We start from the raw sequence: 25,200 nt of genomic DNA on the forward strand, positions 1-25,200 counted from the left end.
GGGACTAGAATCAAAGTATGAGCTTTCAATCGTCCACTTTGCCTGCGCGACACTCCTTTCAAACAGACGATGCTGCGCTTTTGCCGATTGCGACAAAGGTGCAGCAGGGGGAGCGTCTCAGCTTTGAAGACGGAGTTGCGTTGTACCGCAGCGGGGATATTTTGGCTGTGGGCTGGCTGGCGAACCTGGTGCGGGAGCGGATGCATGGGGATGTTGCCTACTTCAATGTGAACCGGCACATCAACCCAACCAACGTCTGTGTGGCTTCGTGCCGGCTGTGTGCGTTTGGACGAAAGAAGGGCGAGGCGGGCACCTACACGATGGCGCTCGAGGAGGCCTGGGAGACGGCGGCCTCGGGGTACTCGGAGGCGGTGACGGAGTTTCACATCGTGGGGGGACTGCATCCCGATCTTCCGTTTGAATACTTCATGGATCTGGTGCGGGGGTTGAAGGTTCGATTTCCGAAGGTGCATATCAAGGCGTTCACCATGGTGGAGGTGGCGTTTCTGGCCAAGCGCGGAAAGATGACGATTCCCGAGACGCTGGAGCGTATGAAGGCGGCAGGCGTGGACTCGATGCCGGGTGGTGGCGCCGAGATCTTTGCCGATCGCGTGCGACATATTATCTGCGATCACAAGATCGACGGCAGCGAGTGGCTGGATACGGCTCGGATGGCTCACCAGATCGGGCTGCGATCGAACGCGACGATGCTGTACGGGCACGTGGAGAACGAAGAAGACCGCGTGGACCATCTGCTGAAGCTGCGCGCGGTGCAGGATGAGACCGGTGGCTTTCAGACCTTCATTCCGCTGTCGTTCCACCCCGACAATACAGCGCTGGCGCATATCCCCAGGACAACGGGGATGCTCGATCTTCGTCAGATCGCCGTCGGCCGGTTGATGCTGGACAACTTTCCCCATATCAAGAGCTACTGGCAGATGGTCTCGCCGAAGATGGCGCAGATCTCACTGCGATTCGGTGCGGACGATATCGATGGCACGGTGATTGAGGAGAAGATCTACCACGACGCCGGTGCGACGACTCCGCAAGGGATGCGGCGCGCCGACCTGGTTCGGCTTATCACTGAGGCCGGGCGCGAGCCGTTTGAGCGCGACACCATGTACCGAGCCGTGACTCGCAGCGAAGACAGTTTTACCGTTGCAGTTTGAGTTGACGAGATAAGTAGCAGGTTCTGGTCCAGATCGCCTCTTCCCCATGGGGGAGAGGCTTTCGTTTTTTAGAGATGCCTCTGCCGCCCATAGGCGTCTCCGCCTTTTGCGGATAGTCCAGTCAACTCTCAGGACCGGCAAACCTAGTTCCAAACCAAAGCGTGAGACCCATGCGAAAGATTGCAGACCCAAAGTGGAAAAGATTTTCATTTTGGGCAATCTTTTAGCGCTGGAAGGTCGAATATCTGCGCGCTCTTTCCCGGTAAAGGCAGAAAAGTACTGAAATATCAGAAATTTGCCAATCTTTTGTGAATGGTTCGCGACTTGCAATGACTCAGGGCGAGGTAAGTATTTCGCAATGAATCGCCAGCATTCACGGACCAAAACGGGAATGGACGCTGGCTCAACCAATCGATCTCTGCGAGTTCAAATGCCCGGACCTGGGCAGCGATTCGCGGGAGCAGGGTGCAGCTAGACTCTGACAACAGTTTTTTCCTGGGAGTTTCTCGATGAAGCTTGCATTACTTGTTCCGATCGTCTGTCTTGGTGTTGCTTCCATGGCCATGAAAGCGGACACGCTCACCCTCAATAGTGGGACGGTGAATCCTTTCGGCGGCAGTGCGGAGATCTATCCCTATTCGTTCCAGCTTGGCACTTCCTCCGGCACATCGACGGTGAACCTGATGTGCCTCAACTACAACCGCGAAATCTCTCCTGGTGAGAGTTGGAGCATCACCGAGGAGAGCATTCCCACGGGAAACACTATGATGGATCAGGACTATCGCGCAGATGCGATTCTCTACTCCGAGATTCTCCACCCCCAAACGGGAGTCAGCGCAAGCGAAGTTCAGTATGCCGAATGGAGCATCTTCGATCCGGCTGACCTGATGGGAAATTCGCTCTTTGATTCGACGGCGCAAGCCCTTGCAAGCAGTGCGCTGAGCGCGGCAAACAACCAGCAGTTGATTAGTTCCGGCTACTTCAGTCAATTCACCTTGTATATTCCCGCGAACGACACGTCTTCGGGGCCACAGGAGTTTATCGGAACTGCGACGACTCCGGAGCCATCGAGCTTGATGTTGTTCGGTTCGGGATTGATCGGAATGGCAGGAGTGGTTCGCCGGAAATTAGTTCGCTCATAAGTTTGAGCCGCGGGTTTGGTCTTCCAGTTGCTTCTTCACAGTTGTCAGCTTCGCTGCTGGAAAGGCAATTGTTCGACCGCCCGTAGCCCAAAAGATCTGTTTTCGTTACATATCACTCTCTGGGGAAGGAGGCATTATGTATCTTTTGTTCACGCCAGCCATGGCAGCAGTCGTCGTCATCGGAGTCATTCAACTTCGCGATCATTTTGTAGCCGCCACCAAATAATGGTCGCAGGTCCTAATCCCTTACGGAGGTCAGGCTCAGCCTGACCTCTTTTTCCTGGTCACTTCATGGCTAGCTTACGAGTTTATTTTGAGAGGTGCTATCACTTTGGTGGTGACGATGCCGGAGAGAAGGAGAAGAAGAGCTGCTCCCGCGGCTGGGACAACCAATCCGGCGCGAAGGCCATGGAAGTAAGTGGAACATACGCCGGTCACCCAGGGCAGCACTGCTCCTCCAACTGAGGCGCTGGCGAAGAGAACGCCGAGCCGTCTGTGATTTCCGGTGCGGGCAAGCATGTAGGAGACCAGAAGCGGAAAGACCGGGGCCAGGGTGAATCCGCCGAGAATCGTAAGCGCGATGATGCTGTATGTCGAGGGATGCGTGATGGAGCAGAGCAGACCTTCGATAACAAGAAGCATCGCCAGAGAGAGTCGATAAAGAGTCGCCTCGCTAAGGATGGCCATGAGGGTTGTCACGAGCAGGCGGCCAATCAGCTCTGCGATCCAGAAGTAGATAGCGATGGAAGACGCCTGCAGGGAGGAGCTGGAACGAATGGCGTAACTGGGTAGCCAGCCACCCAGCGAGTTTTCGACCCCGACATAAAGAAACATTGCAGCAGCGAAGGAGATCAGCGGGAGCGGAGGCAAGGGGAACCGCCGCTCTGCGGTTGCACTCTTTGGTCCGGAGGGCTCCAATGCTTCGGAATCCTCTGCGGTGAGGCTTGTGCGCGGGAGTGCTATGGAAAACAACGAAGCTGCGACAAGAAGCGCTGCGATAACAAACAAGAAACGACGTATGCCGCCGGCGGAGGTCAGGTTAATCAGCAGCGGGCACGCAATCGCACCGAGTCCCCATGCGACATTTAGAAAGGCGAGTAACCGCGTACGAACGGCAGGAAGTGTGGTTCCTGCGATGATGTTGCCTGCGGTAAGGCCAGTGCCAAGGCCGACCCCAAGACAGAAGAGGGCGATGTGCGCCGCGCCGAAGCCGAGCCAGGTAAGTGCGATGCATCCGGCTGCGGAGAGGATCGATCCATAGATCAGGCTTGCGCGAAGACCGCGAGCGGCGATCCATGCCCCGCAGAGTTGGCCGATAAAGTCAGCGGTGAAGAGGGTGCCTGCCTGGGCGTCCTGAATCTGCCAATGCTGAATGAGTTGAGGCAGGAGAGGTCCCAACATGACCGTGACCGTGCCAGCTACGAGGAAGTAGAAGTAAGCCGGGCCGAGCGTGCGAAGGATGATCGCGCGGTTCGGGCCCAGCAGGGAGGCTTTCAACTGGACTGATTGCAAAGCTCTCCTATCGGCCATTGCCTCGCCGGGGCCGGGATGTATTTGGGATGGCTGCGGTCGATTCTCTCACGACCAGCTCTGGCTCAAACCATACCTCCTCCGGGTAGGGTTCGTCCGGATACTGAATTCGTTTGATAAGCAGTTGCGCGGCGGCCCAACCCATCTTGTGGAGAGGCTGGCGAACGGTGGTGAGGCGCGGATTGAAGTATTCCGCGACGATAATATCGTCGAAGCCGATGACCGAGATGTCACGCGGACAGGAGAGGCCGGCGTCCTGAATAGCGCGAATGGCCCCGATGGCCGCGGTATCGTTGAAGCAAAACAAGGCGGTGAAGTCATGGGTGCGAGCGAGGAGCTCTCGCATGGGTGGGTAGCCAAGCTCGGGCGACCAGAGATTCTTCTCGAGATAGATGCAAAGCTCAGGGAGTATGGTAATCCCGAGATCGTTCGCTGTACTGACGATGGACTGCCAGCGGGCTTCGGAGTCCAGGGAGTAGCGCTGGCCCTTCATGAAGGCAATCTTGCGATGGCCGAGGTCGTAGAGGTGGCGGAGAGCCTTTTTGGCAGCAAAGTCGTGATCGAGCATGATATTGGAGACGCCCGGCGACTTGCTGTGGGAAGAGACTCCGACAACAGGGAGCGAAACGTTCACGGAGAGCTCCGTATTGACCAGGAGGAAGCCATCGACGCGGCGGCTCATGAGAAGCTCCTGATACTCCTCCCGTAGATCGGCGCGGCCAAGGTGGCTGACCGTGAAGTAGAGAAAGCCTTCCTGCAGGAGATATTGCTCGACGCCGAGCATAACCCCGGTGAAGTAGCCTTCGCTAAGCTCTGGAACGATTACCCCGATGGTATTGGTAATGCGTGTGCGGAGCATGCGGGCATGCAGGTTGGGACGGTACTCAAATTTTTTAGCGGCGTCCAGAACGCGCTCCCTGGTTGCGGGAGAGATCGATTTCGCGACGGGCGAGTTATTGAGAACGATTGAGATCGTTGCCGGGGAGAGGTCGAGATACTCCGCCAGAGTCTTCAGGGTAACGGGTTTGCCGGCGTCCGGCTTGCAGTCCTTGTTTTGTGCTTTCATCATGTTCCGGCAGATCTTCCTTTTGAGTACGGCAACAGTTGTACACCCTTCGTCGGAAGACGGGGAACAGAGAACCTCACCGTGCGAGAGAGTAGTAACGAACCAATTCAATTACAAAAAAAAGACAACCCTGGGATTTCGCAATGACAAGGATTCAAGGATATCCTAATCAATTCCTCGATAGCTCCCTGTCGGCTGCTTTCGCGGGAGTGCTAGAAGAGAGCGGCCGACGGGATCTACACATGGCAGCAAACAAGGAATTGCCGGGTGGAGATCTGCTGCCATTAGTCTGGATGTCTGATGATCGAAGAGATTGAACTACAGGAGTATCGTCCAGGTTATCTCGATGCGATGTATGCGCTGGATCAAGAGTGTTTCTCGCCGGAGTTTCGGTTTGATCGAGAGTCGATGCGGGCTTTCGCCGAGGAACCGGATGCCATCGTTCGCATCGCACTCACGACGAATGGGGAGATCGTTGGTTGTGTGATCGTTCACCTGGAGCCTATGGCATCGACACAACGAGCTTACGTTGTGACGTTGGATGTTGCAGAACAGTACAGAAGGCGCGGCTTGGCTCAGAGGCTTTTGTCACAGGCTGAAGAACGCGCAGCCGATGCCGGGGCGCAGTGGATGGAGCTACATGTGTTCACAGGCAACCAAGGTGCGATCCGGTTCTATGAGAGTTCGGGATACGAGCGAGTGGGTGTAAGGCGCAGGTTCTATGGCAGAGCCGGGCTGGACGCTTTTGTCTATCGCAAGGATCTGTAACTTGTAGCTTGATCAGTTACTTTCTCCCGAAGACGTCTCCCATGCGGCGGATCTGTGCGCCGACGCCGCGTAGCTTCTCTTCGAAGTGCTCGTAGCCGCGGTCGAGATGATAGACGCGGTCGAGAATGGTTTCGCCATCGGCGACCAACGCCGCAAGTACAAGGGATGCGGAGGCGCGGAGGTCCGAGCACATGACCGCAGCTGATTGCAGCGGTGTCTTGCCACGCACAGTTGCGGTGCGGCCGGAGATGGTGATGTTCGCGCCCATGCGAATAAGCTCCTGTACATGCATGAAGCGGTTTTCGAAGATGTTTTCGATCACGGTGCTGGTGCCTTCGGCCTGGGTGGCGAGCGCCATGTACTGAGCCTGCATGTCGGTAGGGAAGCCGGGGTACTCTTCGGTGGTGATGTCGGCAGCTTTGAGTTCTCCACCGGAGCGCACGCGGACGTGGTCGATGCCGACGTCGATCTTGACGCCGCACTGTTCCAGCTTGGTGATGAGCGCGCCGAGGTGTTTGGGTTCGCAGCAGTCGACGTTGAGGTCGCCGCCGGTGATGGCTCCCGCGATCAGGAAGGTGCCGGCCTCGATGCGGTCTGGATTGATGCGATGGCGTGCGCCGTGGAGTTTGGAGACGCCCTGAATGCGGATGGTGCCGGTGCCTGCGCCTTCGATCTTCGCTCCCATGGCAATGAGCAGGGCGGCGAGATCGGTGACTTCGGGCTCGCGTGCGCAGTTCTCGAAGACGGACTCTCCTTCGGCGAGAGTCGCGGCCATCAGAAGGTCTTCGGTGCCGGTGACCGTGATCTTGTCAAAGACGATGTGCGCGCCCTTCAGTCGGTCGGCGCGGGCTTCGAGGTAGCCGTGATCCTGGGTGATGGTAGCGCCCATAGCTTCGAGGCCATTGATGTGGAGGTCGATGGGGCGGCCGCCGATGGCGCAGCCTCCGGGCATGGCAACGCGTGCTATGCCGGTTCGCGCGATGAGTGGCCCCAACACCAGAGAGCTGGCGCGCATGGTCTTCACGATCTCGTACTTTGCGACGGGGTCGGACAGGATGGCGCACTTGATGTGGGTGCGATGCTGGGCGCGGCCATAGCCTAGTTCAACCTCAGCACCCATGCTGGTCAAGAGCTTGCGCTCGGTCTCGATGTCGTTGACCTGAGGGATGTTTTCGAGGATTACCTCGTCTTCGGTCAGAATGGCGGCGGCCATGCAGGGGAGAGCGGAGTTCTTTGCTCCGGAGACTTTGATGGTGCCGAGAAGGGGATTGCCGCCGCGTACTACGAACTTGTCCATCTTGACAGTCTACGAAGATTCCGCGTGGAAATGAGTAACGGCGCTGGTTCAGCGGCCCTTCTCAACTGTGAGGAGTGTCTTCTCTATCAAAAATCGCTGCTCAATCCTGCTGGCGTCTGTCCTATAAGCGGTTCATTTAAAGCATGTTAGTGTCGGTTTTCTAGATCGCTAAAAGGGCTAAAGCATCGCAAGTTAGCGATGCCAAAACTCACAGGCGCGCGAAACCCGCCAAACCTGCAGTACTTTTAGGCGCATGGTCATCTATGTGAAAAGTCTTTCAGCTTCATTCTGCCTCGTAATCGGTCTTTCGATTACCAATCGAAGCAAATTCGGATAAGCGGATTACCGGCGCCAAAAAAGTTGAGTTACTCGTATCTTTCCTTCAACCTAACGGCTAACTTTTCGCGTACACCTTGCATATCACGGGACGTAAGTTGATCCTGCAAGGAGAAACGATGCGACTCAAAGCTCTCATATTCTGCGCCTCTTTGTGCCTTTTCAGCCCGACGGTATGGGCTGCTGGGCCGGCGACTCCCGCCGCTGATTTCACGATTTCCAACCCCTCCCATATTCCTGGGGCTACGCTTGAACCTGGCTCCTACACAATCCACGTTGTGAGTCGCTTGTCGGACCGGGTGATTCTGAAGGTCGATTCGGTGAAGGGCGATGTGCACTCCACCTTTCTCGGTATTCCAAACGGCAACATCCAGAAACCATCGGCTAGCGGGCCTGTGAGATGGGCTAATCCCGCTGATGGCTCTCAGTACCTCAAGGGGTGGTACTTCTCCGGAGGCTCTTCGGTCATAGAGTTCGTTTATCCGAAGGCTGAGGCGGTTGCGATAGCCACCTCAAACCCCGCGAAGGTGCCTGCCGTCGATCCAGGGTCGGAGGGAAAGGTCACCGATAACACACTGTCTCAGGAGGACATGCAACTGCTGACGCTCTGGCTGCTTTCGCTCGAGCAGGTAGGGCCCAGCGGGGCTGGCGATACTGCCAGTGCGAAGCCAAGCATCAAGGCGGAGCGGTACACGCAAGTGGCCAACGTTCAGAAGCCGGTAATCAAAGCGCTGCCCCATACCGCCAGCCGGATTCCCTTGGTATGGCTGCTGGGCTTCTGTTCCTTGCTCGCTGCGGCGCTTCTGCGACTGATCGCGCACAGCCGTATATCCTCTCTGAATCAAGAGTCGTTGCTGCGGGAGTAGATATGCGAGTGCTCGGATACGCTGAGCGTCTTCTGTGGACGTGCGGTCTCCTTTGCGTTGGATACTGCCTGGTGCTGGGTGTTCAAGCAAAGGAGACCCAGAGGCTCGCGGAACGAATCGGAGAGCCTCTTCCAGCCAGAATCGTCCCGGACGTCGCGCCTGCGGCAGGGGATGTGATTGGCAGGATTGAGATTCCCGCACTCGCGTTGTCAGCACCGATCACAGCCGATTATGATAAAGACAGTTTGCATCGGGGAGTGGGCCATATTCCCGGGACCGCGGTGCCGGGTGGCCTTGGTACGGTGGGGCTGGCAGGTCATCGCGATTCGTTCTTCCGGCCGTTGCGCAGGGTCGCCGCGAAGATGGAGGTGCGGCTGATCGATAAGAGCGGCACCTATCACTACGTTGTGGACTCGACTGAAATTGTGAGTCCCGACAAGGTAGGAGTGTTGAACATCGCTTCCAGGCCAGAGCTTACGCTCATTACCTGTTTTCCGTTCGACTATGTGGGCGCAGCGCCGGAGCGTTTTATTGTTCATGCCCATCTTTTGTCGGCTTCCCCAGACGGGGTTTCTGCCATCCATTAGAAGTAGGGATGAGGCGCTATGAGATTTGAGATCCACGAAACGGTACAGACTCCGGATCCGGAGATGGTTTTGCGTGCGTTGGAGATGTGTTCGCGAGAGATCTCCAGCGAGGTGCTGCGGTCCGGCGACCGAATTACGCTACGAGGCGTAGGGCCGTCGCCACGATCGAAGAACAACCACGACACTACGGTGTTTTTTGTGAATGCGGAGAACAACGAGACCGTAATCCAGGGAGAAGTTAATTTCCAGGCGTCGGCGCTCCTGGGAGAGACGTCGCAACAGGAGGTTATGCGTTCCAAACTAGACGATCTGTTTGAACAGATGAAGGCGCAGATTCACCTCGATTCCATGCGCGTAGCGGCTTATGCCGCAGCAAGAAGATCGGCGGCATCGACAACGGGCGCGGCTTCATCAACAACGGTTATAGACAGGCCCGAAGATCCGAGCGCGATCGAACTGCGGGAGTTGGAGCCGCCAGAAGAGAAGTTGTGGCCGTCAGAAGAGAAGACAGCTTCGGCTGTGGCTCCAGAGACTTTGATCGAGGCCATGACGTCTGCTCCGGATCCAGGATGGGGTGCTGCCGCTCTCATCGATATCGACGAGCCACGGGAGATTGCTCTGCCCGATCAAAGAGGCGAGTTTCACCATCTGCATATTGCGGAGTCATCCGTCTCCGCTCCGCCGGTCGAACACCTTCCCGCAGATGTGGCAGGTGTGAAAGATGGGCCAGGCGCGAAAGATGAGCCAGAAAGAACGATCAGAGCGACCGATTCGGCACAGACCGCAGCACAGACCGCCGAGTCGGCACGTCCGACGGAAGCGAAGCAGACTCCTGCGAGGGAACCCGCGAGTAATCCAAAGCCCGATGCTGGATCAGGACTCGAAGAAGAGCTGACGTGGGAAGCTCGAATACCACCCTACAGGCTTCGAGTGGAAGAAGACCGAACCTCCAGTTGGAAACGGTTTGCGTGGTGGACCACCGTGCTGGTCATGCTGCTGGTGTTGGCTGGAGGAGCGTACCGTTTGTATTGGTTGCATCGCAATCTCTCTGCCTATCCGGCCTCAACTGCTGCGAAGTATGTTCCGCCGCCAGCGATTCGTGCGCCAGCAGTTCCGGCACCTCTACCAACTAATCCAAAAGGCCCTTTGGCCAAGACGTCGCCTCCTATGCCGTCTCCGTCAGTCCCAACTGCCGAGCCTGCCGCCAGCAGTGTGGAAGTTAAGCGATGGTTGCAAGGGTGGGCGGCTTCGATGCAAACCAGAGATGCAAATGCTCAAGCTTCTTTCTATGCGGATAAACTGGATCGCTATCTTGATCAGCGAAACGTCGGACGAGCTGCGGTTCTGCGAGACCGCGAGGCTACCAACCGCATGCGAAAAGGCCTGTGGACCGTAAAGATGGAGGATATTGTCATCGAACGGCAGACAGAGTCGGAGGCTGAGGTTCGCCTTATGAAACACTTCATCAGCGAGCCCGAGCAGTCGGAGATTTTAGAGTCGTACGTGCCGACTCGTCTGACACTCAAACGAATCGACGGACAGTGGAAGATCACGTCGGAGCAGGATCAACCTACGATCTCGGTCAGTCCGTGGAAGGCACAAGGCGGAGTATGGCGGGATCAGGATATGCCGGGAGTGAAGCAGGCACAGTCCAGCACCGCATGCGTGGGTGGATGCGCTTCCTGACAATCAGAGTTCGAGGCGAGAGTCGTCAATCGCAAGGCGAACGTTGCCATCCGACTTGGTGAGGCGCCGGACAGCCTCCATCTTGTCGACGTTAGCCTTCAGCATAACGACGGCGATCGGAATCGACTTGCCTGCGGACTTGATGGTGCGAATCGCAGTATCGCGATCGATATCGCACACCTTCATCAGCACGCGAATGCCGCGTTCTACCAGCTTCGCATTCTTCATGTGCACATTGACCATGAGGTTGTCGTAGACGTAGCCGAGCCGCGTCATAGCCCCAGTGGTGATCATGTTCAGCACCATCTTCTGCGCTGACGCAGACTTCATGCGGGTTGAACCCGAGATAACCTCAGGGCCAACTTCAGTGATGACCGTGGTATCTGCGACATCGGAGAGCGGGGTATTGAGGTTGCAGGTAATCGCGGCGGTCTTTGCTCCGCGGGCCCGCGCATACTCCACGGCGCCGACGACGTAAGGCGTGCGACCGCTCGCGGAGACTCCGATGACAATGTCTTTCCGGGTAGGACGGCGTCGGGCGATGTCGCGCTGGCCGATCTCCGGTGAATCCTCATTCACGTCGGAGGCAGAGGCGAGAGCTTTGGGGCCGCCAGCCATTATGTACTGGACTTGCGAAGGAGCGGTGGAGTACGTTGGTGGGCATTCCGAGGCGTCGAGAGAGGCGATGCGGCCGCTGGAGCCGGCTCCGACGTAGATCAGGCGGCCACCATCGCGCAGGGAGCGAGCGACAGTATCGATGACGATGGCGATCTCAGGCAGCGCCTTTTTGACTGCGGCTGCGATCTTGGCGTCTTCGTGATTGATGATGCGGGCGATCTCGAGAGCGGACTTGGTGTCGAGTCCCTCTGAGGCGGCGTTAGCGGTCTCCGTGGTGAGATCGTTGTAGTCTGCTGCGCCACGGTTGACGGGTTTTGGTGTCGGGGCCTGCTCAAGCATGGTAAGGGTTGCCATAAGTGTCCTACTGTTCTGCTGGGGCAATTCTAGTCCTAACCCTCTCGAATGCGTCAAGAAAGGTTTGCCCTATGCGAGTTATCATAAAGGGTCGGGGTTTACGACAGATGATGATTGGGATGGCGAACTAAGTCGACCTGTGATAAGCAGAGAGTTCTGATTCGAACGAGGAGTTCTCATAAAGGTATGAGGCTGAGCTGAACCTAAAGCCTCTGCTGACTGGAGCCCTCCACGGACTGGAGTCTCCGCTCAACAGTAAGATGCATCTCAGCTCAATTGGTTACCCAGGCTAGACGACGCTCGCGGGACCATTTGCCGGCAAACAGCCTGATGATTGCAACTCTTAGAATTGGTGCGTCTAAATGTTAGAGGATTCGGAAGATCGCGTGGAGACCGGGAAGGTTCAGTCGGAACCAGAGAATCGACAGCAGATGGAGCCGACAGGACAGCGGAAGGGAGTCATGCACTCCTGGTTGCGCGACCTGGTGATCTCCGTAGCGGTATCGGCGTTCATCATCATCTTTCTCTATCAGCCGGTTCGAGTGGAAGGGACCAGCATGCTGCCTATGCTGGAGGATCAGGACAGGCTGTTCATCAACAAGATGGCGTACCGGGTTGGGGAGATTCAACGCGGCGACGTGGTGGTATTTCTCTATCCGCATGATCACGAAAAGAGCTATATCAAGCGGGTGATCGCGCTGCCGGGAGATACCCTGCGGATCGATCATGGGCAGGTGATCGTTAACGGAAGGCGCATCTCGGAGAGCTACGTGCCGAGGCGGTTTGCCGATGACAGATCGCAACCGGAGATGACTGTGCCGGGAAATGAATACTTTGTGATGGGGGATCATCGATCGATCTCAAGCGACAGCCGCGACTTCGGACCGGTCGACCGGGATCTGATCTATGGCAAGGCGGCTTTTGTCTACTGGCCGATGGATCAGGCCGGGGTCGTCCGCTAGGCACAGAGCAAATAGGCCAACGGGAACAGCGCATTTTTTTATTGCCGAATCTTCAGGCCGCAGTGGCGTTGCGGATGATCTCGACGAACGATTTGGCCTGCAGGCTCGCCCCGCCCACCAGCGCACCGTCGATCTCGGGCTGGGACATCAGGCTGGCGACGTTGTCTGGCTTGACCGAACCGCCGTACAGAATGCGCATGCCGCTGGCGCAGGAAACGCCCAGGTGGGCCGCAACCTCGCGGCGAATGATGGCATGAGCTTCATTGGCCTGCTCCGGGGTCGCAACGCTGCCGGTCCCGATAGCCCAGACGGGCTCGTAGGCGATCACGACGTTCCCGCAAGAGGCTCCCTTGATGCCGTTGAGCGCGCAGGCGATCTGCCAGCGGAGAACGGCTTCGGTCAGGCCGGACTGGCGCTTGTCGAGCGTCTCGCCGACGCAGACAACGGGGATCAGGTCGTGATCGAGGGCGGCCTTGAGCTTCAGATTGACCATGTCATCGGTCTCGTGGGCGTAGATGCGGCGCTCCGAGTGGCCCAGCAACACGCGTGTGCAGTCGATGCTTTCGAGCATGGTTGGAGATGTCTGACCGGTGTACGGTCCTTCGTTCAGCCAGTGCATCGTCTGGGCGCCGGCGGTGACGTTCGTCCCCTTGGTCGCCTCGATGACGTAGCCAAGCGAAGACATGGTGGGGAAGATCGCGATCTCGCTGGCGGTGTGGTCCTTCACCAGGGGAAGAAACTCGCTGAGGAAGGCTAAGGACTCTTTTGGCGTCTTGTACATCTTCCAGTTGGCGGCGATCAGTGGCTTGCGCATGTGCGAATCAGTATTCCATTTTCAAGTCGTTGAGGGAAGGGAAGAAAGAAAAACGGTTCCATCGATCGATAGACAGAGAAAGGATGACCCTTGGTCGTGCACAGGTCTTAACTTTCCCCAGCTCTGCGGGTCAATTCGATATCTGTATCTGTGTTAAACCAAAGAGTGGCTTCCTTGCCGTCTTCTCCTGCTACCGTCATCAAGTCAAATGAGTGCGCTCCGCTCTTGACCAACGACTGAGACTTCGGTCTCAGTCCTAGAAGGCGGATGACAAAGTATTCTTCGGAGGTACTTACCGTAAACCAAGCCGTGTCGGCAGTCTTGCCATCCCCGGAACGCAGTATGGATTGCAGGATTTGATCGACGATGAGTTTTTCCCTCGCAGTCTCCTCTTGTTTTCCAAGATGCTTCAGCGAAACCATAGCAAGAAAGTGTCCATCCCCATTTGCGAGGTTGTGCTGAATGATCTCCAGTCCTTTGTGGAGCGCGCCCTCATAATCCCCCGCATTGAATGCGGCCACGCCTGCTGTGTTCGCTTGATGCCAATCGAATTCGCCGTCGACATCCGCAACGACTGCATCCAACCGTATGTCTCGCCAATCGATGTTGATGTCGCCACCCTGCACTCGAGCCTTCAGTGCGTCATATTTCGCTTGAGCAACCTTGGCGCTGTCGAGGCCAAATGCGGCAGAGACGAAGACACAACCAAGCAAATAGAAAGTAAAACGAGACAATTTGTGGTGGCGACGTCTCATCATTGTGAACTCCGGTCTTACTTAAATCTCTGGTTCTCCGTCAGCGCGGCGACGCCTGGTAACGTCTTGCCTTCGAGGAATTCGAGGCTGGCCCCACCACCGGTAGAGATGTGAGTGATGCGGTTGGCGAAGCCGGACTGTTGGATGGCAGCGACAGAGTCTCCGCCACCGACGATGGTAGTGGCGTCATGATTGCGCGCAACGGCTGCGGCGATCTCGTTGGTGCCGCGAGCGAAGGCGGGCATCTCGAAGACTCCCATCGGGCCGTTCCAGATGATGGTGCGCGCCTCGGCGATCTCCTCTTCGAAGAGTGCAATGGATTTCGAGCCGATGTCGAGCGCCATCAGATCTTGCGGGAAGGGACCAGCGCCAGAAAACACCTGAGTTTTAGCGTTCGGTGCGAACTTATCGGCGAGAACGTGGTCGATCGGCAAAAGGAAGCGAACGCCCTTAGCCTTCGCCTTTTCAAGCGCGGCTTTGGCAACGTCGATCTTGTCGGGTTCGACGAGAGACATGCCAGTGCTCTGTCCCTGCGCGTTGAGGAAGGTGTAGGCCATTCCGCCGCCGATGATAATGGCGTCGGCTTTTTCCAGCAGGTTGTCGATCACCTGGATCTTGTCCGACACCTTCGCTCCGCCGATGATTGCGACGAACGGTTTGTCCGGTTCCGTAAGGGCTTTTCCTAGGTAGGTCAGCTCCTTTTCCATCAGCAGACCGGCCGCCGATTGTTTCACGAAGTGAGTGACGCCTTCCGTGGAGGCGTGGGCGCGGTGGGCGCTGCCAAATGCGTCATTGACGTAGATGTCGCAGAGCGAGGCGAGCTTTTGCGCGAAGACGGGATCGTTGGCCTCTTCCTCCGCATGGAAGCGGAGGTTCTCAAGCAGTAATGGCTGGCCGGATTCGAGATTGAGAGCCATCTCGCTGGCGACGATGCCGATACAGTCAGGCGAGAAGGCTACGTTTTCGTCATCGCCCAGAATGTGGTCGAGCCGGGTGCGGAGATGATCGACAAGCGGGCGCAGGCTCATGGAGGCGACCGGCTTGCCCTTGGGGCGGCCAAGATGCGAACAGAGGATGACCTTGGCCTTGTGGCGCAGAGCGTACTCGATGGTTGGAAGGGTCTCGCGAATACGAGTGTCGTCGGTGATGATGCCGTCTTTGAGCGGCACGTTAAAGTCGACGCGGATGAGGACGCGCTTGTCGGTGAGGTCGAGGTCGCGGATCGATAGCTTGGCCATGTCAGTTAGAGGATACCCGAGATGATGGCGCGAAGCGTCGATTGGCCAAAGATATGGGTAATCCGACCAGAAAGACCATCGCGGCGATGCTGTTGAGGAGAACCGCCGGAGCCGGATTCGGATTATTCCTGGGATAAAGGTTCGTATGCGGAAGCACAAGGTAGTACATGACCGCGTAGATGAACGCTCCATACAGCAGTCCGGCTGCGATTGCGTGGTCGGCAAGAAACGGCACGGCACGCGCTGCGAGGACGAAGAGCGTCGCCCAGACCAGTGCAATGAAGAGATGCGCAGCCAAGCCGAGAAGCACGCTGGGGATGCCGTCAGAGTACGCGGCGCGGCCAAGGATGCCGCTCGCGATGGACTGCGGGATCTGCCTGGGAGGTATTCCGCGCAGGCCATAGAAGATGATCGGATCGACCATGTCCAACAGCGCGGCTACCATTGCGCCGACCAGGATGGCCTTCGGGACGGAGCGGTTTGGGTCGCTTGGCATGGGGAATTCTAAAACATCCCGAACGGCTATTCGGGGATCAAGGCGTCGGCTTCGATCTCGATGCGCCACTTCGGGTTGAGCAGGGCGGCGACGACCACCATAGTGGCGGCGGGACGAATATGTCCGAAGAACTGGCCGTGAGCGCGCCCGACAATCTCCCAGTCTTCCGCGTGGGTGAGGTACATGCGGGTGCGGTAGACGTGCTCCATAGAACTGCCTGCGTCTTTGAGAGCTATGTTGATGAGGTACAGACATCGGCGGGTCTGCTCCGATACGCCCGAGTCGTCTGAGTCTACAGGACCCGTTCCGGAGACGTGAACGTGGTTGTCGATGCGGACAGCCCGTGAGAAGCCGATGATCGGCTCGAAGGGTGAGGTGCCGGGAATATTTTTTCGTGTCATTTTTTTATTGTGTGGTGGATGCTCGGTTTTGTTGGGGGTTTCGGCGAAAAGGCGTGTTTTTAGTGTGGTGTTTTGTGGTCGGGATGTGGTGATTTGTGTGGCTGATGTGGTGTTTTGGCAGTCGCTTTTTCGGGTGCTAACAATACGCCATCTTTTTCAACTTTTTTTGTCAGGAGTGTTCTTTCGAAGCTACGCTGCGTCTTTGGCCCCAGTATTCCGCGAACAAGTATATTGTGTGCGATCGTACATCGGTTCCTCATCGTAGAGAAAGATCAAGCAACGCTTCAGGCTCGTTCGATCTTCGATCGGGCACGAAGCTCCTCGCGCAGCCTGGCGTTCTCTGCATCGAGCTTCGCGAGCCTCTCAGTGAGAGGCGCAATCACCTCCTGAATCTCCTCCGCAGTATAGCGAGGAGTGATGTGTTGCGGGCAGTTCCAGTCGAAGGCTTCGACGTGGATGAGGATGACCCTTTCGACGACCGACGACTTGTCCTCAGGCCGGAAGGATTCGATCAACGCCGGGGCTTGCGAATCATGTTCATGAACCTCGACGCGGCCAAGAACTTTGAGGCGCGTCTGGTTGGGATAGTCCATGAAGAAAAGAGCGACCCGCGCGTCGTGATCGAAGTTTCCCAGGCTGATGTACTGCTTATTCCCGCGCAGGTCCGCGAAGCCGAGAAGGCCGGGCTCGATGACACGGACGAAGCCTTTCGGGCCGCCGCGGTGCTGTACGTAAGGCCAGCCTGTCTCGCCGACCGAAGCCATGTAGAAGCTGTCCCGCAGCGCAATGAAGGCCTGCTCGTCAGGGCCAAGAGCGCTTCCAGACGGCGATTGTTCCGCCATGCGCTCATACTGGCGCCGGCTGCCACGCTCCTGCTGGTGTTGTTTGACGAGTGGGGTGAATACCAGTTCCTGAAAGCGACGACCCATAGCGCGCTCGATCCGGACAGGTGGACTCGCTGCCTGAGCTATTGATTCACAGCTGGCTTGATAGGATGCAGAAGGAACCCTGGCAGGGACGGAGGACGAACCTGCCAGGGCTCAGGAGAAGATTACAAACCCTTTTTGACGAGGAAGAGGATGAGATCCTTCACGCGGTTGGAGTAGCCCCACTCGTTGTCGTACCAGCTGATCACCTTTCCAGTGTTCTGGCCGACGACCTTGGTCAACTTGCTGTCGACGATGCTGCTGAGCGGGTTGCCCTTGAAGTCGGAGGAGACGAGCTCTTCATCCGTGAATCCCAGAATCCCCTTCAGTTCGCCATCGGCAGCCTTCTTGAGGGCTTCGTTGATCGACTTGTCGGTGATGGGTTTCTCGGAGACGAACGTGAGGTCGACCACAGAGACGTTCGGAGTCGGGACGCGCATCGAGAAGCCGTCGAGCTTTCCGTCCATTGCAGGAACGACGAGCCTCAGGGCTTTGGCGGCTCCGGTGCTCGACGGAATCATCGAGAGAGCAGCGGCCCGGGCGCGACGCAGATCCTTGTGCGGCGTATCGAGAATCACCTGATCGTTGGTGTAGCTGTGGATGGTGGTCATGATTCCCGACGCGATGCCGAAGGTATCGTGCAACACCTTGACCACGGGCGCGAGACAGTTGGTCGTGCAGCTCGCGTTCGAGATGATGTTGTGCTTCGCCGCCTCGTACTTGCCGTCGTTCACGCCGAGCACGAGGGTGATGTCCTCGTTGGTCGCCGGGGCAGAGATGATGACCTTCTTCACGGTGCTGCCAAGGTGCGCCTTGGCCTTTTCGGCGTCGGTAAAGAAGCCGGTGGACTCAACCACAATCTGTGCGCCAACCGAGGCCCAGTCCAGCTTGGCCGGATCGCGCTCAGCGAAGACCTTGATCTTCTTTCCATCGACCGCGATGAAATCGGAGCCATGGGTGATCTCGTTCTTCAGGTTGCCGAGGATGGAGTCGTACTTGAGGAGGTGGGCCAGCGTGGCGGGAGTGGTGAGGTCGTTTACGGCTACGAATTCAATGTCGGGGTTGCCCAAAGCGGAGCGGAAGACGTTGCGTCCAATGCGGCCGAAGCCGTTGATGCCTACCTTTACAGCTGCCATGATTTTCGGTTGCTCCTGTCGTATTTACTGCGTTATAGGTCCGTGTGACCATTGTAGAACGCGACGAACGGCTCTGCACGCCATCAAGCAGGATGCTATCACCGGCGCGAAGGCGGTGCGAACTACGGCGCCAGCTTGGTAGTGGGTCACTCTGATGTCCACAGGCGCGAACGGAGGGACTTGAACCCCCACGAGCTAGAGTTGCAACCGGCGTCGGCTTTTGACCGTCGCTGCGTCTGCCAATTTCGCCACGTTCGCGCCCGTAAGGATTATAGCCAGCCGATTTTCAAACTGACCCACTACCCGCAGCTTTCCTCACGGCCCACCCGAGAGAGATCGCGCGACGAATGCCCGCTAACCACACCTTTTAGAACTTGAAAAACTTCTCGCGAAGGGCGTCTTCGTAGTTCTTCTTGGCCTCTTTCGCCTTCTCGCGGGCATCTTCCTCACGGAAATCCGCAGCCTCCCAGGCATCGATCTCTGCTTCGGAGTGATTGACTGAGGCGAGTGCCTCTTCCTCACGGATGGCGGTGACCCATTGATCGACAGCTTCCTTATATGCGGCCTGCATCTGGTTCAGATCAGCGACTTCGACGGCCATGGTCCACCTCTTTTACCAGCGACACTACTGCAGATGTGTGAAAAGACGATGTAAGCCGCTGAGAAAAAGAGAGATGAGGAGGTGCGAATTCGGATCGGCGAAGTGGCCGCAGGAGTATCGCATGAGGTGCGACGGATTTGCGGGAGTCTTCCGCGCTGTGTTACAAGCGTCGTATGCGCGAATTGCGCGAATGGATAAGCGAAAAGATGAGACGACGTCCTAGACGTGGACCGAACGATTCCGAGTCCACGGGGAAAAGTGGGCAGGAGTTGCCCTCGAACCAGCCAGCTCCCCTGAGACCAACCTACCCGGAGGCCGCGCCGGCACGCGCCGCAGAGCCCGCGCCGGTCAAGACCGAACAGCTTATTGAACCAACCATCGTCGCCGCGACTGAGCCAGTGGCGGAGCATTCCGCGCCCACTGAGCCCCATGAGCCGAAGATGGTGATGGAGACTCAGCCCGAGTCGCTCGGAACTCCACCCGCAGAGCTGACGGCGACCAAGTCGCCAAAGGGCTACGTCGTGCTTGCGATCGGTCTTCCCGGTTCAGGTAAAACGACCTGGTACAAACGTCGTGGCGTAACCCCGCTGTCGAGCGACCTCCTGCGTACCCTCCTCTTCGACGACATCACGGAACAGCGCTATCAGGGCCTCGTCTTTTCGACGCTGCGAAGCCTGCTGCGCGCCCGTCTGATCGCCAAGATGCCATGGAACTACGTGGACGCGACGAACCTCTCGCCTCACGAGCGCAGGCAGTGGATCAAGATGGCCAAGAGCTTCGGCTACGAGGTGCAGGCGGTGTTCTTCGACGTTCCGTTGGCAGTCTGCATGGAGCGCAACTCGAAGCGCGATCGCCAGGTGACCGACGAGGTGATGCAGAAGATGGCCGAGCGCCTGAAGCCGCCCACCTTCAAGGAAGGCTTCGAGAAGATCACGGTGGTGCGCGTAAAGGGCCAACCCGGCGCGGCAGGAGAGCCGGCAGCTGCAGATATTGTCCCTGAGACCGCGGAATAAACTCGGAGTTCGCCACAGGTTAGAGTAAGAGACATGCCCACGGTTGGCGTTGAGTTCGCGAAGGTGAGCTATACGCTGGCAGGTGGGCGTGTTTTATTGCGTGACATCTCTCTGCAGCTTGAGGCAGGAACCACAACAGCTCTGCTGGGACGGAGCGGGTCCGGCAAGACCACACTGCTGCGCATGGTGAACAATCTGGTGACGCCCAGCACAGGTGAGGTGCTCGTCGCAGGCCAACAAACACGAGATGCCGACACCATAGCGCTCAGACGCAGCATTGGCTACGTCATTCAGGAGACCGGCTTGTTTCCCCACATGACCGTGGAGCGAAACGCCGGAATGACGCTTGAGCTTGCGGGACGCTCAAAGGACGAGATAGCGACTCGCGTTCGCGACGTGATGTCGCTGGTCGGACTCGAGTACGAAGAGTTTCGCAGACGGTACCCCTGGCAACTCTCAGGCGGCCAGCGCCAGCGCGTCGGGCTCGCACGCGCACTCGCAACCGACCCAACCGTGCTGTTGATGGATGAGCCCCTTGGCGCCCTCGATCCTCTGACCCGCGCCGAGATGCAGACCATGTTGCGCGACCTGCTGAAGAAGGTAGGGAAGACTGTCCTACTCGTGACTCATGACCTGGACGAGGCCCTCTACCTGGCCCGGCGCGTCGTGTTTCTCTCCGAAGGGGCGGTGGTGGCAGATCTCGCGGCGGAAGAAGTTTTGCAATCCGAAAACCCTCATGTAAAAGATTATGTTCAAGCCGTACATCGAACGGTGCAAGCATGATCACCTTCCTTCATCAAAATGGATACGACGTCGGCCGTCTTACCTTCGAGCACCTTTGGCTTACCCTGTCCGCGATGTTGTTCGCTGTCGCAATAGGCCTGCCGCTGGGTATCCTGCTCACACGAAGGCAGAAGCTCGCCAAGCCCGTTATCGGATTTGCGAATGTGCTCCAAACAGTGCCTAGCCTCGCGCTGTTTGGCCTGCTCCTGCCGGTAGCCTGGCTGGGAGAAAACGCAGCACGGCTGGCGATTTTGGCACTAACCGGCTACGCCCTGTTACCTATCCTGCGGAACACCTACGCCGGGATCGGAAGCGTGGATCCCGCACTGATCGACGTGGCTAACGCAATGGGGATGACCTCATGGCAACGGCTCATGAAGGTAGAGCTCCCGCTGGCTGCGAGCGTGATTCTGGCCGGCCTGCGAACCGCAACCGTGACCTGTGTCGGCGTCGCTACCATCGCCGCGGCGATCGGCGCGGGCGGTCTGGGGGAGCTGATATTTCGCGGTGTCGCCAGCGTCGACAACGGACTCGTACTCGCCGGAGCCATCCCCGCCGCCCTGCTCGCGCTCCTTGCCGACGCAGGCCTGGGACTTCTCGAGCGACGCCTCGCCGTGAGGCGCGTCTGAGATGATCATTCTCGAATCCGAGAGAATGCTCTTCCGCCCGCATGAGGCCTCGGACCTCGAAGCTTTCTGCGCGATGGAGCAAGATCCGGATGTCCGCCGATACGTGGGCGGCGCTCCACGAACCAGAGAAGTCGCCGAAGAAAGATTCTGGAATCGAGCCATGCAGATCGTCGATGACAGGCTGGCCATGTGGGCTTGTGTGTTGAAGGCGAGCGGCGACTATATAGGGCGCTGCGGCCTCTATGCAACCGTGCAGGGAGAGGCACGGATTCCAGGGGAAGCAGTGCTCGGCTACTATCTGCGCCGAGAGTTTTGGGGACAGGGTCTCGCAACCGAAGCTGTACGCGCCTTCGTGACCTTCGGCTTTGAGGAACTGAAGCTGAACCGCATCGTTTCAACCGTCCAGGAGGGCAACGAATCCTCCCTGCACATCTTGAAGAAACTCGGATTCGTCGTCACCGACTGCGAGCAGGGCGCGAGATCGTTTTACAAATTCGAACTAAAGGCGCCTTCCACGCAGAAAATCTCTGCAGGAGGAGCGAGTTGCTGAAACCGAGCCAACTCCGTGCGACGAGCCTTTTCGCCGCGTTTTTCTGCCTGCTTGCCATCGCATGTGCCCCGCCGCGATCCTCCCGCATCACCATCGGAGCCAAGAACTTCACCGAGCAGGTTGTCCTGGGAGAGATGCTCGCCCAGGAGATCGAGTCCATCACCGGCGAGCAGGTGGACCGACGCTTCTACCTGGCGGGAAGTTATCTCTGCCAGCAGGCGCTGGTAAGCGGACGCATCGATGGATACGTCGAGTACACGGGCACGGCGCTGACCGCAATCCTCAAGCAACCACTTCCGCCGGTAGGCCAGCGGGATGAAGCGTCAGTCTTTCGTCAGGTGAGCAGTCTGTACGCTTCGAAGTACAGGGTCAAAGTAGGCTCCGGTTTGGGGTTCGAGGACACGTTCGCGATGGTCGTGCGCGGCGACGATGCGAAGCGCCTCAATTTGAAGACCATCTCGGACGCGGTGCAGACAACGCCCGATCCCAGTGGTTGGAGGCTGGGCGTCGGCTACGAGTTTCAATCCCGGCCGGATGGTCTACGCGGCCTCGAGGCGACCTACGGGTTAAAATTCGCAGGCGACCCCAGAACGATGGACCTCGGACTTCTGTATCGCGCCCTGTCGAGCAGTCAGGTAGACATGGTCGCGGGCAACTCCACCGATGGTCCCATACGAGCGTTGGGCTTCGTGGTGTTGGACGACGACAAGCACTACTTCCCCCCGTACGAGGCGGTCCCGCTGATACGAGAAGATTCGCTGCAGCGGCATCCAGGAATTCAGGTCGCAATGGACAGGCTCGCAGGCAAGGTGAGCGCAGACGAGGTGCGCGGGATGAACTACGCCGTAGACTCCGAGCACAGGGACGTGGCAGAGGTGGTGAGAGAGTTTCGCAAGTCGAAGGGTCTCTGAGTTTGAGCGAACAATTCGGAGTGTGCGCGCCGACGTTATGACTTTCGCGTTGAGAGACTGGAGGGGTTCTGATGGTCGAACCATGGCTGCGAGGAACGTTGCCCGAAGTAGATTCGGTGCGGCGACAGGTTCTGCATGCGCTGGAACTGGCGGCGGAAGATGTCGAGCGATGGTGCGCAGGATTAAGCGATAGCGAGATGAACGCAAGGCCGTTTGGGATAGCTCCCGTTGCTTTTCATCTACGCCACATCGCGCGAAGTCTGGACCGTCTGCTGACCTACGCGGAGGGGAGAGCCCTATCCGGAACGCAAATGGACGCACTGTCGGGTGAGATCAAGGACGGCGCATCTGCTGAGGCTGTGCTCGACGAGGTGCGAGCTGGTCTGGGGGAAGCGCGACAGCGCGTGCTGATGATCTCGCAGGGAAGCTATGAAGAACTGAGGGGAGTAGGCCGATCCATGTTGCCGAGCACAGTAGGTGGACTTCTCGTCCACTGTGCAGAGCACACACAGCGTCACGTCGGGCAGGCCATCACAGCAGCGAAGGTCGTGATGGGAGCGCGCGCGTAACGATCTTTACCCGCCTCAGAAGCTCTTCTCTAGAAAAAGCGACGTCATCCGATAGGTGGAGCGAAAGATCCTCCATTTGCATGGTTGACTCTCCCCACCTGGCCGCGTTGAATCGCTGCGAGGAAGAACATGCCACAGACGCAGCAGATACAAACTGTACGAAACAAAACCAGATCTCTTCTTGTCTTGGCGTCGGTATCCGCCATTCTCTCGGCGGCCTGTGTCGCCATCCCGATGTTTGTCATCCGTCCGTTCCGCCCACAGGGTGCACGTGAGTTGGAGATTGCACTGGCCGTTCGTCACGCTGGCCCCTGGCTTGCGGGCGTGTGCGTTGCGGTCGTGCTGCTCGCGATATTTCTCCTCTGGAAGAACGCACGAATTGGCACTCGGATCGGACTGATCTGCCTGTTTCTGCTTACGTTCGCGGGAGCGGTTTTTACCCAGGTCAACATCTTCGAAAAGATGTTTCACCCCTACGATTCGCCCTCGTTCGAAGGCGCAGACGAGGCAAAAGTTGATCCCGACGACAAGGTGCTGGCGGTCACGGTGGGACAGCAAGCGCGGGCTTATCCGATCCGCACCATGGGCTATCACCATATCGTCAACGACACGGTAGGCGGCGTTCCGATCGCCGTGACCTATTGCACGTTGTGTCATACAGGGCTGGTGTGGAGTCGAGTCGTCGAAGGCAGGTTGCTGCAGTTCCGTCTGGCGGGCATCAACAACGGCAACGCTCTCCTGCGAGACGAGCAGACCAGCAGCATCTGGCAGCAGAGCACCGGCGAGGCCATCTTCGGGCCGCTGAAGGGCCAGCAGTTGAAGCTCGTGCGGAGCGACGAGTTGACCTTCGCTTTATGGAAGAGCGAGCAGCCGAACGGGCAGGTCTTGAAGCCGGACCCACTCTATGCGGCGGAGTACGATCCGAAAGACTGGGAGAAGCACGTCGAAAAGACGCCAACCGTGGTAAACACAACCCGCTCCGGCATCGCCCCACACCAACTGATGCTGGGAGTCACCGTGGCGGGACAGAGCAAGGCCTACCCGATTGAGTCCATCCTCGCAGCAAAACTGATTCAGGATCGGGTCGGAGACCAGCCCCTTATCGTAGTGCTCGGGCGCGACGGCGCATCGATCAGGGTCTTCGAAGGAACGCTCGAGAACAGGCACCTGACCTTTGCCCAAGGCACTGGTGACAAGACACTCACCGACATCGACACGGGCAGCGTCTGGAACTTTCAGGGATGCGCGGTAGAAGGAACACTGACAGGACGTTGCCTTGCGGAGATAGATGCACACAAAGACTACTGGTTCGACTGGATGAATCATCATCCCGAATCAGCGGTCTTCAAGAATTGAGCTAGCTGACCAGGTGGCCCATCTTCTCGCGTTTGGTCTGGAGGTAGCGCTCGTTGGTGGGCTCGCTGGGGACTTCGGCCGAGATGCGCTCAACCACCTTGATGCCGGCAAGCTCCAGCGCTTCGACCTTCTCAGGATTGTTCGTGATAAGCCGGACTTCAGAGATCCCCATTTGTTTGAGGATCTGCGCAGGAAGCTCGAAGTGGCGGCAGTCGGCCTCGTAGCCAAGTTCGAGGTTCGCTTCGATGGTGTCCAGGCCCTTATCCTGCAGCTCATACGCACGCAGCTTTGCCATCAGCCCGATGCCGCGCCCCTCCTGCTGTTCGTAGAGCATTATGCCCCGGCCTTCATCGGTGATCAGCGTCATGGCAAGCTCGAACTGCTGCCTGCAGTCGCAACGCAGCGAGTGGAAGACGTCGCCCGTCAGACACTGCGAGTGTATGCGCACAATTGGAGGCGCAGCGTGGACATCGCCCATCACCAGAGCCACCGCTCCCTCCACCCGCACAGCCGGCGGAGGAATGTTGTCGTTGCACGCGGCTGGGTTTTCGATGACACCCTCGAAGCCGAGGATACGGAAGTGCCCCCAGCGGGTAGGAAAGTCGGCGTCGGCTACTTTAGTCACACTTGCGAACGGCATC

The 25,200-nt window shown here is 57.9% G+C and carries 27 protein-coding genes and 1 tRNA gene; 14 read left to right on the top strand and 14 right to left on the bottom strand.

Going from position 1 to position 25,200, the window contains the following annotated elements:
* Positions 1–17: 17 nt before the first annotated feature.
* Positions 18–1,169 carry an aminofutalosine synthase MqnE gene (gene mqnE, locus HDF09_RS00120; RefSeq protein ID WP_183760104.1) on the top strand — a complete coding sequence of 384 codons (1,152 nt, stop codon included), beginning with the start codon at positions 18–20 and terminating at the stop codon, positions 1,167–1,169.
* A 509-nt stretch (positions 1,170–1,678) separates the two neighbouring features.
* A complete protein-coding gene (locus HDF09_RS00125) occupies positions 1,679–2,311 on the top strand; it encodes a PEP-CTERM sorting domain-containing protein (RefSeq protein ID WP_260180829.1) in 633 nt (210 codons plus the stop codon).
* Positions 2,312–2,611: 300 nt separating this feature from the next.
* Here HDF09_RS00125 and HDF09_RS00130 read toward each other — a convergent pair whose 3' ends face one another.
* On the bottom strand, positions 2,612–3,823 hold the full coding sequence (locus tag HDF09_RS00130) for an MFS transporter (protein WP_183760106.1): 1,212 nt from the start codon (positions 3,821–3,823) through the stop codon (positions 2,612–2,614).
* Positions 3,824–3,830: 7 nt separating this feature from the next.
* The gene (locus HDF09_RS00135) at positions 3,831–4,910 is read right to left on the bottom strand and encodes a LacI family DNA-binding transcriptional regulator (RefSeq protein ID WP_311718223.1); all 1,080 of its coding nucleotides are present in this window, start codon (positions 4,908–4,910) and stop codon (positions 3,831–3,833) included.
* Positions 4,911–5,207: 297 nt separating this feature from the next.
* Here HDF09_RS00135 and HDF09_RS00140 point away from each other — a divergent pair, with 297 nt between their 5' ends.
* Positions 5,208–5,675 (top strand): GNAT family N-acetyltransferase, encoded by a 468-nt coding sequence (locus HDF09_RS00140; protein WP_183760108.1) that lies wholly within the window; start codon positions 5,208–5,210, stop codon positions 5,673–5,675.
* Positions 5,676–5,691: 16 nt separating this feature from the next.
* On the opposite strand, the gene murA is transcribed toward HDF09_RS00140, so the two are convergent.
* Positions 5,692–6,972, bottom strand: coding sequence for a UDP-N-acetylglucosamine 1-carboxyvinyltransferase (gene murA / locus HDF09_RS00145; protein WP_183760110.1), 1,281 nt, complete (start codon positions 6,970–6,972; stop codon positions 5,692–5,694).
* 455 nt (positions 6,973–7,427) lie between these two features.
* On the opposite strand from murA, the gene HDF09_RS00150 reads away from it, so the two are divergent.
* Genes HDF09_RS00150 through HDF09_RS00160 form a run of 3 tightly spaced genes read left to right on the top strand, consistent with a single transcriptional unit; the run spans position 7,428 to position 10,447 of the window.
* Entirely contained in the window at positions 7,428–8,174 is a 747-nt protein-coding gene (locus HDF09_RS00150; protein ID WP_183760112.1) for a hypothetical protein, read from the top strand.
* A gap of 2 nt (positions 8,175–8,176) precedes the next feature.
* Entirely contained in the window at positions 8,177–8,761 is a 585-nt protein-coding gene (locus HDF09_RS00155; protein ID WP_183760114.1) for a class D sortase, read from the top strand.
* Positions 8,762–8,779: 18 nt separating this feature from the next.
* Positions 8,780–10,447 (top strand): hypothetical protein, encoded by a 1,668-nt coding sequence (locus HDF09_RS00160; protein WP_183760116.1) that lies wholly within the window; start codon positions 8,780–8,782, stop codon positions 10,445–10,447.
* 3 nt (positions 10,448–10,450) lie between these two features.
* On the opposite strand, the gene murQ is transcribed toward HDF09_RS00160, so the two are convergent.
* Positions 10,451–11,419, bottom strand: coding sequence for an N-acetylmuramic acid 6-phosphate etherase (gene murQ, locus HDF09_RS00165; RefSeq protein ID WP_183760118.1), 969 nt, complete (start codon positions 11,417–11,419; stop codon positions 10,451–10,453).
* 431 nt (positions 11,420–11,850) lie between these two features.
* Between murQ and lepB the strand changes: the two genes are divergently transcribed.
* Positions 11,851–12,381, top strand: a complete 531-nt coding sequence (gene lepB / locus HDF09_RS00170) for a signal peptidase I (RefSeq protein WP_183762990.1) — start codon at positions 11,851–11,853, stop codon at positions 12,379–12,381.
* A 52-nt stretch (positions 12,382–12,433) separates the two neighbouring features.
* Here the strand turns inward: lepB and tpiA are convergent, their stop codons facing one another.
* From tpiA to HDF09_RS00215, 9 genes are all read right to left on the bottom strand, one after another.
* Positions 12,434–13,195: a triose-phosphate isomerase gene (gene tpiA / locus HDF09_RS00175; protein WP_183760120.1), complete on the bottom strand. Its 762-nt coding sequence runs from the start codon at positions 13,193–13,195 to the stop codon at positions 12,434–12,436.
* A 107-nt stretch (positions 13,196–13,302) separates the two neighbouring features.
* Positions 13,303–13,953: a DUF4919 domain-containing protein gene (locus HDF09_RS00180; protein WP_183760122.1), complete on the bottom strand. Its 651-nt coding sequence runs from the start codon at positions 13,951–13,953 to the stop codon at positions 13,303–13,305.
* Between the two features lie 14 nt (positions 13,954–13,967).
* On the bottom strand, positions 13,968–15,188 hold the full coding sequence (locus HDF09_RS00185) for a phosphoglycerate kinase (RefSeq protein WP_183760124.1): 1,221 nt from the start codon (positions 15,186–15,188) through the stop codon (positions 13,968–13,970).
* 1 nt (position 15,189) lies between these two features.
* Positions 15,190–15,684 (bottom strand): hypothetical protein, encoded by a 495-nt coding sequence (locus HDF09_RS00190; protein ID WP_183760126.1) that lies wholly within the window; start codon positions 15,682–15,684, stop codon positions 15,190–15,192.
* A gap of 26 nt (positions 15,685–15,710) precedes the next feature.
* The gene (locus HDF09_RS00195) at positions 15,711–16,085 is read right to left on the bottom strand and encodes a RidA family protein (protein ID WP_183760128.1); all 375 of its coding nucleotides are present in this window, start codon (positions 16,083–16,085) and stop codon (positions 15,711–15,713) included.
* 284 nt (positions 16,086–16,369) lie between these two features.
* On the bottom strand, positions 16,370–17,014 hold the full coding sequence (locus tag HDF09_RS00200) for a pyridoxamine 5'-phosphate oxidase family protein (protein WP_183760130.1): 645 nt from the start codon (positions 17,012–17,014) through the stop codon (positions 16,370–16,372).
* 122 nt (positions 17,015–17,136) lie between these two features.
* Complete coding sequence (gene gap, locus HDF09_RS00205; RefSeq protein WP_183760132.1) at positions 17,137–18,147, bottom strand: type I glyceraldehyde-3-phosphate dehydrogenase; 1,011 nt, start codon at positions 18,145–18,147, stop codon at positions 17,137–17,139.
* Positions 18,148–18,312: 165 nt separating this feature from the next.
* Positions 18,313–18,405: transfer RNA gene (locus tag HDF09_RS00210), tRNA-Phe, on the bottom strand.
* 109 nt (positions 18,406–18,514) lie between these two features.
* On the bottom strand, positions 18,515–18,748 hold the full coding sequence (locus HDF09_RS00215; protein WP_183760135.1) for a hypothetical protein: 234 nt from the start codon (positions 18,746–18,748) through the stop codon (positions 18,515–18,517).
* Positions 18,749–18,954: 206 nt separating this feature from the next.
* Between HDF09_RS00215 and HDF09_RS00220 the strand changes: the two genes are divergently transcribed.
* The 7 genes from HDF09_RS00220 to HDF09_RS00250 all read left to right on the top strand — a co-directional run bounded on the left by HDF09_RS00220 (position 18,955) and on the right by HDF09_RS00250 (position 24,559).
* Positions 18,955–19,761 (top strand): ATP-binding protein, encoded by an 807-nt coding sequence (locus HDF09_RS00220; protein WP_183760137.1) that lies wholly within the window; start codon positions 18,955–18,957, stop codon positions 19,759–19,761.
* A gap of 33 nt (positions 19,762–19,794) precedes the next feature.
* Positions 19,795–20,544 (top strand): ATP-binding cassette domain-containing protein, encoded by a 750-nt coding sequence (locus tag HDF09_RS00225; RefSeq protein ID WP_183760139.1) that lies wholly within the window; start codon positions 19,795–19,797, stop codon positions 20,542–20,544.
* Positions 20,541–21,173 (top strand): ABC transporter permease, encoded by a 633-nt coding sequence (locus HDF09_RS00230; RefSeq protein ID WP_183760141.1) that lies wholly within the window; start codon positions 20,541–20,543, stop codon positions 21,171–21,173. The genes HDF09_RS00225 and HDF09_RS00230 overlap by 4 nt, the downstream gene beginning before the upstream one ends.
* 1 nt (position 21,174) lies before the next feature.
* A complete protein-coding gene (locus tag HDF09_RS00235; protein ID WP_183760143.1) occupies positions 21,175–21,723 on the top strand; it encodes a GNAT family N-acetyltransferase in 549 nt (182 codons plus the stop codon).
* Positions 21,720–22,634, top strand: coding sequence for a glycine betaine ABC transporter substrate-binding protein (locus HDF09_RS00240; protein ID WP_183762993.1), 915 nt, complete (start codon positions 21,720–21,722; stop codon positions 22,632–22,634). Before HDF09_RS00235 ends, HDF09_RS00240 begins: the two co-directional genes overlap by 4 nt.
* 71 nt (positions 22,635–22,705) lie before the next feature.
* Entirely contained in the window at positions 22,706–23,203 is a 498-nt protein-coding gene (locus tag HDF09_RS00245) for a DinB family protein (RefSeq protein WP_183760145.1), read from the top strand.
* A gap of 186 nt (positions 23,204–23,389) precedes the next feature.
* Positions 23,390–24,559 (top strand): DUF3179 domain-containing (seleno)protein, encoded by a 1,170-nt coding sequence (locus HDF09_RS00250; protein ID WP_221269970.1) that lies wholly within the window; start codon positions 23,390–23,392, stop codon positions 24,557–24,559.
* Position 24,560: 1 nt separating this feature from the next.
* Here the strand turns inward: HDF09_RS00250 and ribA are convergent, their stop codons facing one another.
* Positions 24,561–25,199, bottom strand: a complete 639-nt coding sequence (gene ribA, locus HDF09_RS00255) for a GTP cyclohydrolase II (RefSeq protein ID WP_183760150.1) — start codon at positions 25,197–25,199, stop codon at positions 24,561–24,563.
* Between the last annotated feature and the right edge of the window lies 1 nt (position 25,200).

The organism is Edaphobacter lichenicola (assembly GCF_014201315.1).
In the GTDB taxonomy this organism is placed as follows: domain Bacteria; phylum Acidobacteriota; class Terriglobia; order Terriglobales; family Acidobacteriaceae; genus Edaphobacter; species Edaphobacter lichenicola_B.